Source organism: Cutibacterium sp. LaCa_255 (assembly GCF_057458005.1).
On the sequence record NZ_CP190956.1, the window covers coordinates 680,160 to 699,557 of the forward strand.

Genomic DNA, 19,398 nt, shown 5'->3' on the forward strand with positions numbered 1-19,398 from the left:
GTGGCACAGGTGACATTCTTAGTTGGTGGTCAAGGCGGCCAGTACTTCGGCATGGGCAGAAAGTTGCTTGAATCTGCCCCTGAATTTGCCTCGACCATGCATCGGGCGGACGACGCGTTGCACGTCTGCACCGGCCGGCGCTTCATGCCGTATCTCTATGACGAGAGACGCCAGCTCGCTGATCCCTGCGATGACCTCACGCTCTCATCGATCGCCCTTGTGGCCGTGCAAGTGGGGCTAGCCGAGGTGCTCGCGAGTTATGACGTGCGCCCGTCCACTCTGGTTGGGAATTCCTTGGGCGAGTTTATCGCGTTAGTGATCGCTGCTCGGCTTCCGCTAGAGGACGCGGTGGCTTACATCGCAGGTTTCACCACGGCAGCGGAGCATCGGATGTCCGCAGGATGGATGGTGGCCTTGATCGATTCTGGTGATTCGGACTTGGGTCAGGTGCTGGATGAGATGGATGCAACGGTTATCGCCCGCAACGGTGACCGTCATGCTGTCGTCGCAGGCGTCAACTCTGCGTGGGCAGAGACGGACCGGATCGCCAGAGAATCCGGGTTGACAGTGTCCCGCCTGCCGGTCAATTTTGCCTTCCACACTGCAGCCGTTGCCCCGCTTGCTCCAGAGGTGCCGACGCTGGATCTCACCCCCTTCCAGGGAACTGACGTGGTGAGGTGTTCCACGGGATTAACAGTGAATGGCGACCTTCTGGATGACGCCTACTGCACCCTGCGCGGGCCAATGCACCTTCTTGAGAGTGTTCGTGGTCTAATCGGTGGCCAGCACCGCGTGATCGTGGACCTAGCACCGGGAGGCGGACAGGCGGCCATTCTTCGCCTAGCCCGTGAAGGAAAGCACGTGTTTTCTGTGATGACGCCGTTTCATCAGGAACGCGAGGCCGCTGAGAGGATAGCTGAGCAGGTTCACCATGGCTGACAAAGTGGTCATCTCGGGTGTGGGGATCCAACTGCCGCGAGCGCTGGGGGCTGCTGATTTCGGCCGCCTCCTACGCGAGGGGCGCATGCGCGAAAACCCTTCCGACGGTAGCTGTGTCATCCGCGCCCCGCAGACTGCGGCTGAGAGGCTTCAGGCCATGTCCGAGATTGAAGGACTGCTGCCTGGCACGGTGCTTCCACGCCGGTGTTCCCGGCAGTTGGGACTGGCTCTCCTCGCCGCATCAGAGGCAGTCCAGAAAGCGGGGGGCCGAGGTGCGGTTGCCCCTGACCGCTGGGCGGTCTACGTTGCGGGAGAAGGACAGACCAGCGACGTCCAGTGGGGACTCCACCAAACCTTCGCCAGGCAACCTGCCGCTGTGCGCCCAAGCGACGTGCAGTCAGTCTGGGCAACGGACGTGGCGGCCAGCCTTGCAGAACTGGTCGGCTCCACAGGGGAAACGATGGTGGTTGGTGGTGCGTCGGCCGCGGGAAGCTGTGGACTTGTCGCAGCTGCCCGAGCCATCCAATCGGGTGCGTGTGATGCGGCACTCGTGGTCAGCAGCAGTGATCATCTTGACCCTGCCACCGTCCAAGCATTCGTCAATGTCGGTGCAGCAGGAGCTCCGGGGGTTACGGGCATCCCGCTGGATGCCGAGCAGCACGGGCTGGTTCTGACAGAAGCTGGCGCGGCCGTGCTCCTGGAATCACAAAACCATGCAGCGGCCCGGGGCGGCGAAAGTATGGCTGTCTTTAGCAGCGGAGTAGTTCGCGGCGGCGGAAGCCGCGGTACACGGCCGAACCTGGAAAGGGAACAGAGCACTTTCCGTCTAGCCCTAGAGCAAGCTGGATTGGCATCTGACGCAATCGACCTCATCAATCTTCACGCCACCGGAACAGCGCTTGGCGACGCCGTTGAATTGGAGGCGGTGTCCGGCGTGTTTGAACACGGTCCTGTCTTGCAGGCAACCAAGGCGCTCGTTGGCCATGCCCTGGGCGCTGCCTCCTTGGTCGAGGCAGTGGCATGTTGCCTGCAGATTGCCGGGGAGTTCATCCATCCCACTCCGGTGCCACACCCGGTAAGGGCTGATCTGGATCTCCGTGGCCAGCAGCGTCCAGTTCACCACGTCATGAGTAACGCCTTTGGGTTCGGAGGCGTCAATAGTTCGCTCATCTTGTCCCGCCCACTGACCGCGCGTCACTTTGAGGAGACGTAGCACATGATCGTTCATCTATTTCCTGGCCAAGGTTCTCAGCACGTCGGCATGGGTGCCGAGTTGTTTAAGCGCTACCCCCAGCTGGTGGAGCAGGCCGACGAGGTCCTTGGTTACTCCATCAAGACACTGTGTTTGGAGGATCCCCGCTCGGAGTTGTCTCAGACACAGTTCACGCAGCCGGCGTTGTTTATCGTGAACGCGCTCTCCTACTTGGCCCGCATTGATGACGGAGAGGCACAGCCTGACTTTGTCGCAGGTCACAGTCTTGGTGAGTACGACGCACTCTTTGCTGCGGGCGTAGTGGACTTTGAACAAGGTCTACGGCTTGTGCAGCGGCGTGGCGCTTTGATGTCCCAGGTGCGTGGCGGGGGAATGGCAGCGGTTGTGGGTCTGGATGAGCAGGGCGTGCTTGACGTCATCAATGAAGAATCGCTCCACCACCTCGATCTCGCGAACATCAACTCGCCGAAGCAGGTGGTGGTGGCTGGTGCCGCCACAGATATTGAGGCCGCCCGCGAAGCTTTCGAGAAGCGTGGTGCTCGCTACGTGACGCTTAATGTCAGCGGGGCTTTCCACTCACGGCATATGCAGCCCTCTAGCGTCGAATTTGCCTCCTTCGTCGACGGCATGGCGTTGAATGCCCCGACGATTCCCGTGATCGCGAACGTGACAGCCCGCCCGTATCAAGCGGATGCAGTGGCCAAGACGCTGGTCCGGCAGATTTCAAGCCCGGTCAGGTGGTGCGAGTCCATCCAGGTATTGATGGGGTACGGAGTCACTGACTTTGTGGAAGTGGGTCCTGGTGCAGTCTTGTCTGGCCTCGCGAGGCAGATCAAGCGCTCGGCAAAACCGATCTATGTGCCCGAGAGCGAGGCTGCTGCCGAGGTGTCGAGCTCGCTCGCCGAACCCGCAGGGGGAGACGACCAGCCCGAGAGGGTCGGCGTCGAAGACCTCGATGTGCTTCCCGTGGTGTGCGGCGCTATGTTCCGTGGCATTAGCGGTCCCCGCTTTGTCGCTGCCGCGGCTGAGTCCGGTCTCGTCGCAGCTCTGGGGACGGAGGGACTTCCCCTCGACGAGGTAGAGCGCCTGGTCCGTGAGACCACGTCGCTGCTGGGCGCCCGGCCTTGGGCGTTGGCGGTCTCGCCTTCTTGGTATGAGCCGGACCGAGAGGCCGCTCTCATTGACATCGCTTTACGCCATGGTGTGACGCGTCTCGAGGCGTCCGGCTATGTCAGTGTTTCCCCGGTACTAGCCCGTTTCCGGCTCAAGGGTGCTTACCGCCGAGATGAGCAGGTGTACGCACCTCACCAGGTGATGTGTAAGACGTCGCGTCCGGAGGTGGCCCGTCAGTTCTGCGCGCCGCTGTCGGCTTCGCTCGTGCAGCGTCTAGTCAGCGAAGCCCGTGTGACTGCGGCCGAGGCCGAGGTAGCGTCCTCGATCGCCGCAGCTAGCTCCTTGTGTGCGGATTCGCAGGGCGGTTGGCTCACCGATCATGCTCCGGCCACAGCCGTTCTTCCCACGTTCCTGCGGTTGCGGGATCAAGCGACGACCGTGCTCTCGCACCCCATTCCGGTGGGCTTGGCAGGGGGTCTCGGCTCACCGGAGGCCTTCGCGGCTGCGCTCGTGATGGGCGCCGAATTCCTCATGACGGGGTCCATCAATCAGTGCACTCCTGAGGCTGCGACGAGCGATCACGTCAAGGATCTGTTGGCCGCTTGCGAGATTCAAGATACGACGACCGCGCCAGCAGCTGCTGCCTTTGAACTCCTGACGCCCATGCAGGTGATGCGGCGAGGAACCTTGGTGAGCGCACGTGCCAAGCGCTTGCGAGACGTCTTTGAGCGCTTCAGCTCCTGGGACGAGGTCGACGAGCTCACCCAGGACCAAATCGAGCGTCGCGTGCTGGGCGAGACGTTCGACTCCGCACGACAGCGTGCAGTGCATGCGCACCTTCTGCCCCCAGACGAAGCCGATCCTCGAGCCGTCTTTGTGGGTGTGATTCGGAGCTACCTCGATCACTGTGCGGAGGCTGCCCTGGCGGGCGATCCTGAGCATCAAGTGGACTACCTCGTTCCAACTGGCCCCGCGATGGGTGCGTTCAACTCTTGGGCAGCCGGGACAGACTTCGCTGATTGGCGTCAGCGCCACGTGGGCATCATCAACCGGAGTTTGTACGAGGCTGCCCAGGAACTCTTAGCGAAGGGGGCCTGACATGTCATCGGCCTCGCTGGAGAGCACCGAACGTGTGACAACCGTTCGATTTCACCGTCCCGACGCTGCCAATGCGTTGGACGGGGAGATGCTGGAGACCGTTGAGCGCGGCCTCGATGAGGCATCTCGACGGTCGGGGGTTCTAATCATGTCGGGGCTGCCGGATGTGTTCTGTACAGGTGCGGATCTCGTAGCAGTCTCGAGCGAGGCCGCCGGCGCCCATCAGCCGGATTATCTGTTCGACCTCTGGACCAGGATGATCTCGGGAGATGTCATCGTTGTCACGCACGTGCGCGGCAAGACGGCGGCTGGCGGTGTGGGCTTTGTCGCCGCGTCCGACTTTGTCGTGTCGGACCAATTGGCGACGTTTGCCCTTCCTGAGATGCTCTTTGGTCTGATGCCCGCCATGGTGCTTCCTTTCCTCGCTCATCGAATCGGCGCGCGACGTGCGCATACATTGGCGATTTCAACGCGCACGATCGACGCGAGCACGGCCTTGTCGTGGGGGCTCGTGGACGAGATGGGTGAGCGCAGCGACGTTCTGCTTGCGCGGCTGCTCAACCGGCTGTGTCGGATTCCACGCGATGGTGTCGCTCCCCTGAAGCGGTTTTCGGCTGACGTCATCTGCTCCACAAAAGCAGCCCGTCCCCATGCGATTGAAGCGAACTTGAGTCGCTTTGCCGATCCGCTGGTGAGGAAGCGTATGGCCGCGTACGCCAACGACAATCTTATGCCCTGGGAATTGAACGATGAGGGGGGCCGGGATGAGTGACAAGAGGGTTGTCGTATCCGTTACCGACTTGGTAATGCGCTATGGGTCCAAGACTGCCGTCAACGGCATTAGTTTTGACGTACACCAGGGCGAGGTGGTCGCCATTCTCGGTCCCAATGGCAGTGGCAAGACCACGACCATGGAGATTCTGGAAGGCTTCCGCATTCCGTCATCGGGTGACGTCAAGGTGTTCGGTATCGAACCCTGGGACGGCGACGAGCGCTGGCGCTCCAAGATGGGCATCGTTCTTCAGTCGTGGCAGGACCACCCACGGTGGACGACGCGACGCATCTTGGAACATTGCTCCCGCTATTACCCGGTGGATGGGTGCGGTCAGATCAATCATGGATTGGTTGCTGAGGTGACGGAATTCCTCAGCCTCAACGCGTTTATCGATCGGCCGTTGGGTCGCCTGTCCGGTGGTGAGCGACGCCGCGTCGACGTCGCGCTTGCGATGTTGGGATCGCCTGAGATCATTTTTATGGACGAACCGACCGCTGGCCTCGATCCCCGCGCCAGGCACGAGTTTCATGAACTTGTTTCATTCCTGGCGCGCGAGCGTGGAATCGCCATTTTGGTGACCACTCATGATCTCGATGAAGTCGAGCAGATCGCGGACCGACTCTTGACCATCTCTCGAGGTCAGGTCGTGGCTCAAGGAACGCTGGAAGAAATCAAGCGGCGCTCTGGGGGAGAGGTAACCGTCACGTGGGTCGAGTCGGGCGAAAAGCACGTGGAGCAAGCCGGTGCTGGCTATCTCGCACTGGCACGGCAACTGTTGGCGGACCCGAAGAATCGTGACATCGATCATCTCGAGATCCGACACGGAAGTCTTGAAGACAGCTATTTGCGGATCATGGCAGCGCAGGCAGCAGAACAAGAGGAGCGGGTTTCATGAATCTGGGTCTGATTCTCCGAGTCGGCGTCGCTCGTGGCCTGAGCTCGCTGCGGTTGGTACTCGTCCGGCCCCAAGACATCATCACCATGATCCTGCCGCCAGCCATCATGTGCGTGGCGTTATGGGTGTATCGCGATAGCCAACTGATGGGCGTCCCCGTTCCCGTCGCGGTGCTTCCAGGACTACTCACCTTGCAGGTCACGATGATCTGTTTCTCCGGTGTCCTTACCTCGCTGTTAGTAGAACGTTACGACGGTACCGTGCAGCGGTTGCGCACGCTCCCCCAGGGACTCGCGATCTATGCCGTTGGGCAGACCATCCATCAGACATTGAGCACGCTTCTGGGATCTGCGCTCCTCTTGCCGGTGTTTTTCTTTTCCTCAGGCTTCCAGGTCAACATTCTTCTTCTCATCGCTGCCTTGATTACGGGCCTGCTATTATGCACCACGTGGGGTCTGCTTTTGGGATCAATTGTGCGCAGCGGATCGTCGTCGATCAGTGCCGCCATGACCCCCTTTGTTGTGATGATTATCTTCTCGGGGCTGGTAGTGCCCATGATTATGACCCCGGCTTGGATGCAAACGGTGGGTTCGTATTCGCCGCTATTCTGGCTTGGGCAGCTCTTCCGTGAGGCGATGCTGCCAGCATCCGGTGGAGTGTTGGAGATCGGCGGAAAGTTTGAGCCCGAAATTGCTGCGCTCAATGTGTCCGTGTGGATGCTCGTCGGACTCGTATTGACGCCCATCTTTTTGAACCGACTCACCCGACGCGCCGTCGGGGGCGGGCGCCACGAGGGACGGCAGAAGGCTGTTCCGGACGGAAACACCCCAGCCCTCGGAGAGGGCATCCGATGACCGGGCTGACGCGCGGCGACGTGATTGCTGTCCTGAATGAGGTGCTCGAGCCTTGGGGGATCTCGCGGGATTCTGATATCTCGCTCGCCGAACTAGGTCTTGGCTCCGTGGATTACATCCAAGTGGCTCGCGGATTGAGCGATCTCCTAGATGTGGACGTTCCCGTGGGTAAGTTGTTCATGAACCCACAACCAGAGCAACTGGAAGAGGTCCTGGCTGCGCTCGTTGGCATCGAGTCGAGTGAGGTGGGCGAAGCGGACGATGACGCTGGCAAGAATGAGTCTGCATCGCCGCTGATTGAGGATGTCGCCATCGTTGGGATGGCCTGCCAGCTTCCCCCCGACATCCGGACACCTGAGCAGTTCTGGGATGCGCTGGTCACCCAGCGTGACTGCATTTCTGTCCTTGAGGAATCTCGTCCATGGCTTGTGGAGCAGCACCTTCGCGATCATGATGACACGTCGGCCCTGCCGCGGTATGCCGGCATTGTCGAGGGGATGGACGAGTTTGATGCTGCATTCTTCAATATCTCTCCACTTGAGGCGCAATCGATGGACCCGCAGCAGCGTCGCCTCCTCGAGGTGACGTGGCACGCGCTTGAAGACGCCGGTGAGCGGCCCTCGTCACTGCGCGCTACGCGTACTGGCGTCTATGTGGGAGCTCAGATCATCGATTATCGAGATATCTCGCGTATTACCGATGGTGCAAGTGACTCCTACGCTGGACATCTGGACTCCGGTAACCATGCGGCAATGCTGGCCAATCGCCTCTCGCGCTGGTATGACCTGCGCGGCCCGAGCCTTGTCGTGAACACGGCCTGCTCGAGTTCAGGAGTCGCGCTGCATCTAGCGACGCAGGCATTGCTGTCTCATGAGGTGGACGTCGCGATCGTCGCCGGTGTCAACTATCTTGGCTCCGCAGCGACCTTGATGTGCAACAACTTGGCCGGTATGCAGTCAAGCCAGGGGCGCTGCGCTACGTTCGATGCCTCAGCGGATGGGTATGTTCGCTCCGAAGGCGTCGTTGTCTTCGTCTTGCGTCGTACGCACGAGGCCGACGGTTATCGGGTCCGCGCCATCGTCCAAGGGACTGCCGTCAATGAGGATGGCTATACGGGCTCCCTGCGTGCCCCTAACCCGCGGGCGCAGGCTGCCCTTGTTGCGGAAGCTCTCGCCGAGGCGCGTATCGGGCCTGAGCAGGTCGGTATGGTCGAATGCCATGGCACAGGTACTCCTCTTGGCGATCCCATGGAGGTTGAGGGGCTGAATCTCGCGTTGGGTGGAGTCCACCCAGATGCAGATCCTGCCCTCCTTACATCAGCGAAGACTGTCGTAGGGCACCTCGAGTCCGCCGCCGCGCTGGTCAGCGTCATGAAGGCCGTCTTGAGCCTCGAGCATTCGCTAGTTCCAGGGCTTGGCCATTTCACGACGGTCAATCCCGACCTTGACCCCGCTCCAGGGGTACTCGCCCTTGCTGTTGAAAACACTCCTTGGCCAACCGGACGGTCCGATGTTGCCTGCATCAGCTCCTTTGGGTTCGGTGGGGCTAACGCTCACATGGTGGTGAGTAAGCCGCATGCCCAGGAGCGGGTGGAGCAGGCATGGAGCGACGCGGTGCCCCTCCTCTTTTCTGCTCAATCTCCCGAGGCGCTCGTTCGCCTCCTCGAATTGGTACGCGAGATGCTCACAGGTGCGGACCGAGCGGGACTCGAACAGATCGCCCGTGGACGTCTAGCGGCTCAGCCGATGGCATACCGATTGACGTTCTCCGCCAGTGATGCCGAAGATGCTTGCGAGATCATCGATGCCGTGCTGGCTGGTGATGACAGCCGTGTGCAGCGTGGCAAGGTCACGCACGACTCGCAGTCTTCACCACAGAGTGGCCAAGGCGACACGCGTGGCGAACAGTCCACGGCCGCCACTCCCACTGACACGACGCTGGGCCGGTGGGTCCGAGGAGAAGCGTCGCCTTGGGACGACAATCGTCCCGGCACTCCCATCACTCCGCTCTATCCCTTTGCTGCTGAGAGACACGGATTGGTGGTTCAAGGCACACGCGCTGCTCATCCGTCTCGTCGACATGCTCTGGTGTTCAGCAATGACAGCGATCTACGCGATCAAGCTTTCCTGTCAGTGTGGGAGGCTGGCAATCCAATAGTGCGCAACTATAAGTTTGCCCAGCGAAACTATGTTCCTGCCGCAGCGTGGATCGAAGTTGCTCGATATTGTGCGGCGGCATCGGTCGCCGGTCTTGCGGGGGCCGTTCTCTTTGAGGATCTACGGTGGGGTGAGCCCCTGGCAATCCGCAAGGGAGAGACACAGTGGACGAGAACCCTGGTGGGATCCCGTGACGATGGCAAGATCGACATCGACGTTATCCTCGTCTCGAGCGGTGAGGTGCTGTTCCAAACGACGGTGTCTGCAGCTTCCTCTGTTCCCGGCTGTGCTTCTTCGGTAATTGAGACGACGGAGACGGGCGCCCAAGCTTGGCAGCGCGACTTGGTGGCCGCAGGCGTTATCCGAGCGGGCGGCTATGAATGTGTCGTTACGGCGGCTAAGACGACGGGTGCGGCGCAAGCCCGGATAGATGCAAACTCGGAGTACCACGGTCGAGGGCGCAATGTGGTCTGTGATGTGTACACGACCACAGATGCCTTGGACATCGGCTGGTGGGCTGATGGAGAGTCCGCTCCCGCCCCATGGCCTCAGAGTGTGGACCGCCTGTGGATCGCTGGCGCCACACCCCAGCAGACCCACATCACGGCCTGCTGTCGCGATCAGCTCGTCGACATTGTCGTTGCAGATGCTGAGGGTCAGGTGGCAACGAGACTGGAAGGCGTGTCCTATCAATCACAAGCAGGGAAGGACGCATAATGGCGGAGCCGTATGTTCTCGAGGTTGAAGACCTGATAAAAACGTATCCCAAATTTCTATTGGATAAGGTAAGTTTCGCTCTTCCCCTAGGGCGAGTGATGGGATTTGTTGGGCAGAACGGTGCTGGTAAGACGACAACACTCAAAGCCTTGATGGGAAATATTCATCCTGATAGCGGTGAAGTTCGCTTCTTTGGCAGTGACTATCACGGTCGTGAGCACGAAGTTCGGAACCGTGTTTCTCTCTCACTCGGTCAGGTGACTTTCTATCCTAAGAAGAAGTTGAGTGTTATCGCCGATGTTTATTCTCGTTTCTTTGATAGCTGGGACGACAAGATTTTCGAGCGCTATGTGGAGCGCTTTGATCTTGTGCTTAGTAAGAAGGTCGACGAGCTCTCGGCTGGAATGCGCGTCAAGTTTGGTCTCGCCCTTGCTCTGTCCCGTAATGCGGAATTAGTGATTCTGGATGAGCCCACCAGTGGGCTGGATCCACTTTCTCGCGATGATCTGCTTCAAGATCTGCGCACACTCGTGGATAGCGAAGGTCTCTCGCTGCTCTTCTCCACTCACCAGATGACCGATCTTGAGCAGATCGCTGACGACATCACGTACCTGGAGCAGGGCAGGGTGCGGGCCACGGAACCTCTCGACTCATTCCTGCACCGGTACCTGATGATCGATGCTCCAACGCTGTCGCTGTCGGGGCAGCTACGCGAGGCACTCGTGGGCGCGACCGAGGTGCGTGATCGCACCCAAGCGATCTTGCCTCGGGAGTTCGCCGACCTAGTTTCTGGTCTGGACGCCTCCCAGCCCAGCCTCAACGACATCATCGTCCATCTTGAGCGCGAGGAGAAGCGCAAGTGAATACCATGCTACGAAAGAATCTTCGTCTGGTGAATTTTCCGATCACATGGCTGTTTATCGGTCTGGTAGCGCTGCTGTATGTGCCGGAGTACCCGTACTTCATGACTTTCCTTTATCAGGTTCTGGCGCTGTACTTCGTGTTCCAAGGCGTCCGCGAGAATCACGACGTGGACTTTTCACTGATGCTTCCGATACGTAAACGCGAGATTGCGATTGGCTACATCCAGCTTGCGTGCCTGGTGGAAATAGTTCAGGTGATTTCGTGTGTTCCTGTCATCTTCACACGCTATCGCATTAACCCGGCTCTGAATCCTGTGGGGATCGAAGCAAACATTGCACTGATGGGGTTAGCCTTCGCCATGTTTGGAATTTACAACCTTATCTTCTTTCCGATGTTTCTGAAGAATGCGTCAAGCTTGGCTATGCCCAGCATCGTTGCTTCTACCGTGGCTGCCTTATTGGCTGTGGTGATCGAGGTAGCTGCTCACTTGGGTGGGCCGATTGGCGCTGTCCTCAATGCTATTGAAATACAGCATCTAGGTGGCCAGCTCGCGATCCTGGGCGGTGGTATTGCGGTATTTGTGCTGGCGAATATCGCCTCGGTCCGGTTGAGCGTCGCGCGCTTTGAACGCGCTGATTTCTAACTCCTTCTGACTGCCATTCTGAGAGGTTGCGATGAATTCCGATGTGAAGGCTGATACTTCGAGCTGGGTAGACCGCTGCCGTGAACACGGTGACGTGCTGTCTTGGTCCTTGAGTGACGGCCGCTCGGAAACGGAGACGGTGCTTGGTTCAGCAGCAGCCGAGCGGGGCGCCCGCATCGCGCATTGGTTGACGCAGCACACTGAGCCCGGAGATCGCATCATTCTGGCCCTGCCTGACGGGCCGAATTTGGTCGTGGGCATGCTGGCGTGCTCGCACGCGAATGTGGTTTCAGTGCCGTTAAAGACGGACGACATTGACCGAGGCGAGCAACTTTCGCCCTTCGTCGTGTATGTGCTCGGTCATGCAGCACCAACGGCGGTGCTGACTGACTCAGCCCATTTGGATATTTTCGCCGCGAACGCGGGCGAGCACGATTATGTGGCGGTCGCCATCGCGGATCTTCTCGACGAGCCGGAACTGGACGCAGCTCTCCCGCGAGATCCGGATCAGACCGCCATGATGCTCTACTCGTCGGGTTCAACGGGGACGCCCAAGGGCGTGCCTCACAGCCACGCAAACCTGGAGGCGCAGATCGAGGCAAGCGTGGTTTTATGGGACACCAGCGCGGAGAGCAGTTTTGTCTCATGGCTGCCCTTGAGCCACAGTTTTGGTCTCTTACTGGGCATGCTCGCCCCCTTGGCGGCGGGTTGCCCGTGCCTGCTCATGCCGCCCAACACCTTTGTCGAAACGCCAGAATTATGGCTGCGGATGCTGGCGAAGCGGCGTGCCACCCACTCCGGGGCCCCGAACTTTGCACTTGATCATGTGGTTCGATACGGTGCACACGGCCTGACTGCTTCTGACTCACTCGCTTCCTTGCGAGTCATCGCCTCCGCAGGAGAAGCCGTACGTCGCGATACGGTCGAGCGCTTCAATGCCGCTTTCGCTCCTTTCGGCCTCGCGGAGTCTGTCATCACCCCTCACTATGGCTCGACGGAAATGGGCCCAGTCTGCTGTGAGGAGCCCAACGAACCCACCACATGGCTGACAGTTGAGCGTGAGGCCTTGCGTGAGGCGCGGGTCGAGGTGCGTGAGGCTGGGGCAGAAGGCACTCGTGCGCTGACTTGTTGTGGTCGTGAACGCGCGGATATTCGCTTCAAGGTTTGCGACCAAGATGGGCTGGATCTCGGGCAAGACCGTGTGGGAGAACTGTGGGTGAGCAGCCCTGGCGGCGCCCAGCAGTACTTCCAGAACCGGGAACTCACCGGGCGGCAATTCGTGTTGAGCGATAACAGTTTGTGGTTCAAGACAGGCGATCAAGCCGTGATTCACGAAGACGCCATGTACATCGTCGGACGATTCAGTGACACCATCATTGTCAATGCAGAAAATTATGATCCAAGCAATCTTGAATTGACACTGCGTGAATACGGCGGCATTGATCAAGAGCTCGACGTTTGTGTCTTCTCGTGCGAGGTCAATGACATGGAGAAGGTCATCGTCGCGATCGAGGCCTCTGCCGATGCTGAGGAAGAGGTCCGATCCGCTTTACGAAAGACCTGCATCTCTCTGATGTCCCAGAAGCATGGCCTCAGCGTGCACGACGTCGTCCTGTGTGCCCCTGGCGAGTTACGTCAGGGCGCGGGTAAGTTGCGCCGCAAGGGCGTTGTAGAGCGCTACCTGGATGGATTGCTGGGGCAGGAGATGTCGCCTGCGATCACGGCTTTACCAACGACTGTGGCCTTGCTCGCTGAGACATGGGCCACCGATAACAGGCCGCGGCAGTCTAGCCTTGGGCGCACCCTCTTGTTCGGACCGGCCGATATAGCCGAGCCGTGGCTGAAGGAATGGTCCGATCGCGATGCCGTCGACATGGCAGATTCCCTCGACGACGTGACGGCGATCCTTTCCAAAGAGAAGATCGACACCGTTATCGATCTACGCACCCTTGCTGGGCCATGGGATGCAGAGGCTATGACTGCTGCATGGCAGTTGCTAGCTGAGCTCGCACGTATGGCCGACGAGCCCCCTCAGGTCTTTCTGCTCGCCAGCATCGACGACGACACGAGTGCTCGTTTTGGTGAGGCCCTCATTGGATTTGAGCGGTCGGCCGGGAGAGTGATTCCGGGATGGCAGGTTCGAGCAATCCTCGTTGATGCCGCAGCAAGAGAAGCCGACGCGTGGCGTCGGCGGGTCCTGGATGCCTTGGATCCAGCTGCAGGGAGCTCGATGGTGCGAGCAGACGACGTAGCTGTGAAACAGCTGGATGTGCCTGCGGAAGCGCTGACGCCGCTGGATGCGGTCACTGGGCGTTGGCTGATCTTGGGCGTGACTGGTGGTCTTGGCCGAACGTTCGCGTCGTGGCTGCATGAGCAAGGAGCTACCGTGATCGGCGTCGGTCGCCGGTCCTCTCATGAGGCTTTGCCGGTTCTCGCCCAGTACGGACTCGACGATGTCGAGTACCACTCTGTCGATCTCAGTGATCCCAGTATGGTGAAGCCACTCATCGAAATTGTGCAGTCCGACGGCCCACTAATGGGCATCGTGTGGTCAGCCGGTTCAGGTGCGCTGCCATCGCTCCTCGATGCCGATCTCGATGAGGTTCGTCACGGATTCCGGTTGCGCATCGACGCTGCGGAACAAGTAGCGCAGTTAGCTATCGACGTCGATCGTCTCGTGTGGTGCTCGTCCACGGCTGCCTTTTTGGGCGACTTTGGCAGTGCGGAATATGCCGTCGGGAACCGTTACCTTGCCGCATTAGCGGAGCATGCTCCTGGCTTGGCCTTTGCCTGGCCGCTCTGGGGAGAGGTTGGCCTCGGCGAGGAGGATCGTGAGCGGGCCAACTTCCTTGTCGCTGCCAGTGGTCAAGATCCGCTGCTACCCGAAGAGGCAATGGAGATTGTGGCTGCGGTGGGTGCTACGGAGGCGACTTCCCTCGTGGTACTTAAGGGTGAAATCGAGCGTTCTGCGGCCGCTATTTCGCGGCTCGCGGGCAGTGCTTCTGACGCCGCCACACAAAGGCGTGCCGATGAGCTCAATGACGGAGCAGAGACGCTAGACAAACAATCCGTAGCTCTGGATGCCATGGTGTCCGATGAGGACTCGTCGGCAATTGAGAATACAGATGTCCCGTCAGTTGTCAACGGGGGAGCGACGGATGATGTTGAGCGGGTTCTTATGGACGCTCTCCAGGACATTCTTCGTATCTCGGCAGCCGATATCGATGTCGACGTCTCGTTGCACGACTTGGGACTTGACTCGTTGATGCTCGTCGAACTCGCTGGCGCGATTTCCGAGCGCCTGTGCGTCGAACTCATGCCGGACGTCTTCTTCAATCATCCGACGATCATCGATCTTGCCCGCTACCTGTCTTCTCGTATTCAGCCGGAGGCGACTCCGGGGGTTTCGCTCGACCTAGCTGTGACGCCAGAATTCGCCGCTGCGCAGGAGACTCGGAGCAGGTTGACCAGGCGCAGCCGTGGCCGTGCTAACGAGTCGGGTCTGACGGTGGTCGTGAGCACGCCTGGCAATGACACGCCAGCGCCTGAGGCTCCAGTTGTGGGAGATTTGCCGGTTTCTTGCGAGAACGATCAGTCCGATCCCGCTCGTTGGCCGCAGAACGCTTGTGGCGGCGCCTCGATCCCTGAACGGCCGTCCGTGGTGTTGGCGGGGATGTCGGGTGTGTTTCCGTCGGGTGTGGGTGTGGATGGTTTGTGGTCGTTGGTGCGTGAGGGTCGGTTGGCTCTGAGGGATGTGCCGGCGGAGCGTGTGCCGTGGTGGGGTTCTGCTGCGGGTGCGGTGGGTGGTTGGTTGGAGTCGGTGGGTTGGTTTGATCCGTTGTTCTTTGAGATTGCTCCTCGTGAGGCTGAGGTGATGGATCCTCGGCAGCGGTTGTTGTTGGAGGAGATGTGGCATGCGTTGGAGGATGCGGGGGTAGGGCCGTCGGTTCTTGAGAAGGAACGGGTCGGCGTCTTCGTCGGCGCAGAACGGGGCGACTTTGCCGATCTCATCGACGGTCAAGGCAATGTGACGTCCACCAACAACGCGATTATGGCCGGACGCCTCTCCTACTTCTTGAATCTGCGCGGTCCTGTCATGTCGATTGATACGGCGTGTTCGTCGGGTTTGGTGGCTTTTCATCAGGCGGTTCGGAGTTTGGAATCGGGCGAGTGTGACATTGCCATCGTCGCTGCCGCCAACATCATGTGCACAGCTAAGGAACTCTCCGAACTCACGGATGCGGGCATGGTCTCGCTGAGTGGTGTGTGTGCGGCTTTTGGTGCTGAGGCTGATGGTTTGGTGCCTGGTGAGGCTGTGGTGGCGGTGGTGTTGGCTCGTGAGGATGTGGTGTCTGCTCACGGGTTGGGTCGTGTGGCTCGGGTGTTGGGCTCGGGTGTGAATTGTGATGGTCGCACGAATGGGATTTCGGCTCCGTCGGGTCAGGCTCAGGTGGAGTTGTTGCGGCAGGTGTGGTCTCGCAGTGGTGTGGATCCGGCGTCGTTGGGTTTGGTTGTAGCGCATGGGACGGGTACGCCGTTGGGTGATCCGATCGAGGTGAACGCGCTGGTGGAGGCGTTTGGGTCGGTGGATGTTGGTTCGTGTGCGTTGGTGTCTGTCAAGCCGAATGTGGGGCATTCGTTGGCGGCGTCGGGTTTGGTGGGTTTGGTGGTGTTGGCGCGTGCGTTGATGGCGGGGGAGATTCCGCCGAGTGTGTGTGCTGAGCCGTTGAGTTCGTATGTGGATTGGGACAGTTCGCCGGTTTTTGTTAATCGTGAGTTGGCGGATTGGTCTGGTGATGTTCGTCGTGGTGGTGTGAGTTCGTTCGGTTTTTCTGGGACTAATGCTCATGTGGTGTTGGAGCGGATAGTGCCTGCGGTTGAGGTGGCGCCGGTGGTGTCTGCTTCGGTGGTGTTGTTGCTGTCGGCGAAGAGTGAGGCGTCTTTGCATCAGCGCTGCGCCGATCTCGCGACCTGGCTCGAAACCGAGCCTACGAATCTCATTACCGCCGCTCGAACGTTGGCGGGAGCAAGAAGCCACTTTGCGCTTCGTGTCGCCGTGGTCGCCTCTGACACAGATAGCGCAGTGGACACACTTCGTCGCGCAGCTGAGGGCGAGAAGGGGCGCGGGATTGTCCGTGGCTCAGTGCCACAGGGACATCGCCGCAACCAATCGCTGGAGCACACTGCGGCCACGCTTGCGGCGCAGGCTGCGACTAGTCAGGACATGGAGGCGCTAGGACGACTTTACTGCACTGGTTGTGATCCGACTGCATGGTGGCCTCGTTCTGAGACGCCAGCGGCACTGCCCGGTTATGCCTTTGACCATGCCGACTACTGGCCTACGCACACGATGGTTCTCGGCCTGGGACACGAGCCGCGAACATATCTGGTCGAGAATCAATCCTCGCTGTCGCAGGCGCGCTTCTCTCTAGTCTCGTTCCGCATCGATGATCCTGCTCATCTCCTTGCGGCGGTCACCGAAGCGAGCTGCGTCGCTTTGCATACAACCGATCCCATCGCAATCCACGACGTCGCATGGTGGCGCGGAGGCGCCACACCGGATGGTGATGTCAGCATCGAATGCGAGGCTGACGGCACCGGATTGGTCTGGCGGCTGTTGTGTGATGAGGATACGGTGGCCGATGGTAGGGCGACGGCAGCAGGGCCTCTAGACCAGTCCCCGACAGCCGGTCTGCCGACGCTTCAGTTCACTCGCGGCGCCTCCACCGGCGAGTTCTCTGACTTCGTCCAAGAGATCCTTGCGGGGGCGAATGCCTACCTTGGGCAGGGCGTCTTGGTCGGAATCGATCGCGCCGTGGTGCCGACCGACTCTGCTGAGGCGACGCAGGCACGAGTGACGATCGTCAGCGCCACTAATGTCGACATTCACTTCTTCGATGCGGATGGCAGGGTCACGGGGGAGATCACTGGTCTCCGCTGCGATCGCAAGGCCGCTGCGCAAACACGCGGGGCAATCCCGATGCTAGACGAGTCTGTGGTGCTCTCGTGGGTGGAGCAGCAGGTCCAAGAATCTCTCACGGGGGTGCTTGGACTCGACGAGGGTCACCTCGACCGGCAGCAAACCTTCGCTACCTATGGTGCCGACTCGCTGAACCTGCCCGATCTAGCGCGTGAAATCAGTCGCAGGCTCGGCGTGCGCCTCGGCCCTGATGCGCTGTTCAGCCATCCGACGTTCGAGCGATTGACGTTCTACTTGGCGAATCGCTACAGCGAGAAGATTCGCCAGGCCATGCCGCAATTGCCACAAGCCCTCACTGTCGATTCCGGGTTGGTTCTAGCCCGAACCGAGAAGTTGCGTGCTCGCGGCTCAGCTGCTCGCTGCTCGGATGTGGTGTTGGCGGGGATGTCGGGTGTGTTTCCGTCGGGTGTGGGTGTGGATGGTTTGTGGTCGTTGGTGCGTGAGGGTCGGTTGGCTCTGAGGGATGTGCCGGCGGAGCGTGTGCCGTGGTGGGGTTCTGCTGCGGGTGCGGTGGGTGGTTGGTTGGAGTCGGTGGGTTGGTTTGATCCGTTGTTCTTTGAGATTGCTCCTCGTGAGGCTGAGGTGATGGATCCTCGGCAGCGGTTGTTGTTGGAGGAGATGTGGCATGCGTTGGAGGATGCGGGGGTAGGGCCGTCGGTTCTTGAGAAGGAACGGGTCGGCGTCTTCGTCGGCGCAGAGTCAGGAACCTTCGACGAGATCGCCAGCGACACCCGATCCATGACTGCGCTGAACGATTCGCTCTTGGCGGCGAGACTGGCTTATCACCTGAATCTGCGCGGTCCTGTCATGTCGATTGATACGGCGTGTTCGTCGGGTTTGGTGGCTTTTCATCAGGCGGTTCGGAGTTTGGAATCGGGCGAGTGTGACATTGCCATCGCCGCCGCCGCCGCCATCTTCTCCTCTGAAGAGGCGTACTTGGCTATGTCCGATGCGGGCATGGTCTCGCTGAGTGGTGTGTGTGCGGCTTTTGGTGCTGAGGCTGATGGTTTGGTGCCTGGTGAGGCTGTGGTGGCGGTGGTGTTGGCTCGTGAGGATGTGGTGTCTGCTCACGGGTTGGGTCGTGTGGCTCGGGTGTTGGGCTCGGGTGTGAATTGTGATGGTCGCACGAATGGGATTTCGGCTCCGTCGGGTCAGGCTCAGGTGGAGTTGTTGCGGCAGGTGTGGTCTCGCAGTGGTGTGGATCCGGCGTCGTTGGGTTTGGTTGTAGCGCATGGGACGGGTACGCCGTTGGGTGATCCGATCGAGGTGAACGCGCTGGTGGAGGCGTTTGGGTCGGTGGATGTTGGTTCGTGTGCGTTGGTGTCTGTCAAGCCGAATGTGGGGCATTCGTTGGCGGCGTCGGGTTTGGTGGGTTTGGTGGTGTTGGCGCGTGCGTTGATGGCGGGGGAGATTCCGCCGAGTGTGTGTGCTGAGCCGTTGAGTTCGTATGTGGATTGGGACAGTTCGCCGGTTTTTGTTAATCGTGAGTTGGCGGATTGGTCTGGTGATGTTCGTCGTGGTGGTGTGAGTTCGTTCGGTTTTTCTGGGACTAATGCTCATGTGGTGTTGGAGCGGATAGTGCCTGCGGTTGAGGTGGCGCCGGTGGTGTCTGCTTCGGTGGTGTTGTTGCTGTCGGCGAAGAGTGAGGCGTCTTTGCATCAGCGCTGCGCCGATCTCGCGACCTGGCTCGAAACCGATGGCCGCGACGTCGCGCTTGGTGCGGTGGCGGCAACATTGGCACATCATCGCTTCCACTTTAGACACCGCTGTGCGGTGGTGGTGCCTCCGGGCGGGGATGCGGTTGCTCTATTGCGTGCGGCCGCAGCTGATGACGAGGCATCAGAGGTGCGACGCGGGGAGGTCCCAAGCACGTTCGCTCCAAACCGGGTCCTAAACGACACGATGATCTCGCTGTGGTCGGAGATCACGACAGCGAGTACCTACGTTTCTGCGGATACCGCTTGCGCCATTACAGAGTTGTACTGTCAGGGCTACAACCCGGCTCCGACGGGCAATGACGTTCCGCGCTTAGTTGGTGTGCCCGCGTATCCGTTTGCCACCGACAGCTATTGGCCTCAGGCGCCTTCTGCGCCCGAACAGATTCCCGATGAGACCAGCGGCCTCCGCTGGATCGATATCACGCGCGCTTGA

10 protein-coding genes are annotated in these 19,398 nt (G+C 60.0%); all 10 read left to right on the forward strand.

The features are described from left to right. From ACP8ML_RS03100 to ACP8ML_RS03145, 10 genes are read left to right on the forward strand one after another with little or no spacing between them, the layout of a single operon-like run. Positions 1-939, forward strand: a complete 939-nt coding sequence (locus tag ACP8ML_RS03100) for an acyltransferase domain-containing protein (protein WP_117188453.1) — start codon at positions 1-3, stop codon at positions 937-939. Continuing rightward, on the forward strand, positions 932-2,152 hold the full coding sequence (locus ACP8ML_RS03105; RefSeq protein WP_117188451.1) for a beta-ketoacyl synthase N-terminal-like domain-containing protein: 1,221 nt from the start codon (positions 932-934) through the stop codon (positions 2,150-2,152). Before ACP8ML_RS03100 ends, ACP8ML_RS03105 begins: the two co-directional genes overlap by 8 nt. A 3-nt stretch (positions 2,153-2,155) precedes the next feature. Next, entirely contained in the window at positions 2,156-4,363 is a 2,208-nt protein-coding gene (gene fabD, locus ACP8ML_RS03110) for an ACP S-malonyltransferase (protein ID WP_117188449.1), read from the forward strand. Between the two features lies 1 nt (position 4,364). Then, positions 4,365-5,135: an enoyl-CoA hydratase/isomerase gene (locus ACP8ML_RS03115; protein WP_117188447.1), complete on the forward strand. Its 771-nt coding sequence runs from the start codon at positions 4,365-4,367 to the stop codon at positions 5,133-5,135. Then, positions 5,128-6,033, forward strand: coding sequence for an ABC transporter ATP-binding protein (locus tag ACP8ML_RS03120; protein WP_171048526.1), 906 nt, complete (start codon positions 5,128-5,130; stop codon positions 6,031-6,033). Before ACP8ML_RS03115 ends, ACP8ML_RS03120 begins: the two co-directional genes overlap by 8 nt. Next, a complete protein-coding gene (locus ACP8ML_RS03125; RefSeq protein ID WP_117188443.1) occupies positions 6,030-6,887 on the forward strand; it encodes an ABC transporter permease in 858 nt (285 codons plus the stop codon). The genes ACP8ML_RS03120 and ACP8ML_RS03125 overlap by 4 nt, the downstream gene beginning before the upstream one ends. Further along, on the forward strand, positions 6,884-9,760 hold the full coding sequence (locus ACP8ML_RS03130) for a beta-ketoacyl [acyl carrier protein] synthase domain-containing protein (protein WP_117188441.1): 2,877 nt from the start codon (positions 6,884-6,886) through the stop codon (positions 9,758-9,760). Before ACP8ML_RS03125 ends, ACP8ML_RS03130 begins: the two co-directional genes overlap by 4 nt. Continuing rightward, a complete protein-coding gene (locus ACP8ML_RS03135; protein ID WP_117188439.1) occupies positions 9,760-10,623 on the forward strand; it encodes an ABC transporter ATP-binding protein in 864 nt (287 codons plus the stop codon). The genes ACP8ML_RS03130 and ACP8ML_RS03135 overlap by 1 nt, the downstream gene beginning before the upstream one ends. Then, a complete protein-coding gene (locus ACP8ML_RS03140; protein ID WP_117188437.1) occupies positions 10,620-11,267 on the forward strand; it encodes an ABC-2 transporter permease in 648 nt (215 codons plus the stop codon). Before ACP8ML_RS03135 ends, ACP8ML_RS03140 begins: the two co-directional genes overlap by 4 nt. Positions 11,268-11,298: 31 nt before the next feature. Beyond that, a complete protein-coding gene (locus tag ACP8ML_RS03145) occupies positions 11,299-19,398 on the forward strand; it encodes a beta-ketoacyl synthase N-terminal-like domain-containing protein (protein ID WP_486703026.1) in 8,100 nt (2,699 codons plus the stop codon).

Coding starts and splice junctions, on each gene's coding strand:
- ACP8ML_RS03105 (WP_117188451.1), top strand. CDS start 932: ATGGCTGACAAAGTGGTCATCTCGGGTGTGGGGATCCAACTGCCGCGA.
- fabD (WP_117188449.1), top strand. CDS start 2,156: ATGATCGTTCATCTATTTCCTGGCCAAGGTTCTCAGCACGTCGGCATG.
- ACP8ML_RS03115 (WP_117188447.1), top strand. CDS start 4,365: ATGTCATCGGCCTCGCTGGAGAGCACCGAACGTGTGACAACCGTTCGA.
- ACP8ML_RS03120 (WP_171048526.1), top strand. CDS start 5,128: ATGAGTGACAAGAGGGTTGTCGTATCCGTTACCGACTTGGTAATGCGC.
- ACP8ML_RS03125 (WP_117188443.1), top strand. CDS start 6,030: ATGAATCTGGGTCTGATTCTCCGAGTCGGCGTCGCTCGTGGCCTGAGC.
- ACP8ML_RS03130 (WP_117188441.1), top strand. CDS start 6,884: ATGACCGGGCTGACGCGCGGCGACGTGATTGCTGTCCTGAATGAGGTG.
- ACP8ML_RS03135 (WP_117188439.1), top strand. CDS start 9,760: ATGGCGGAGCCGTATGTTCTCGAGGTTGAAGACCTGATAAAAACGTAT.
- ACP8ML_RS03145 (WP_486703026.1), top strand. CDS start 11,299: ATGAATTCCGATGTGAAGGCTGATACTTCGAGCTGGGTAGACCGCTGC.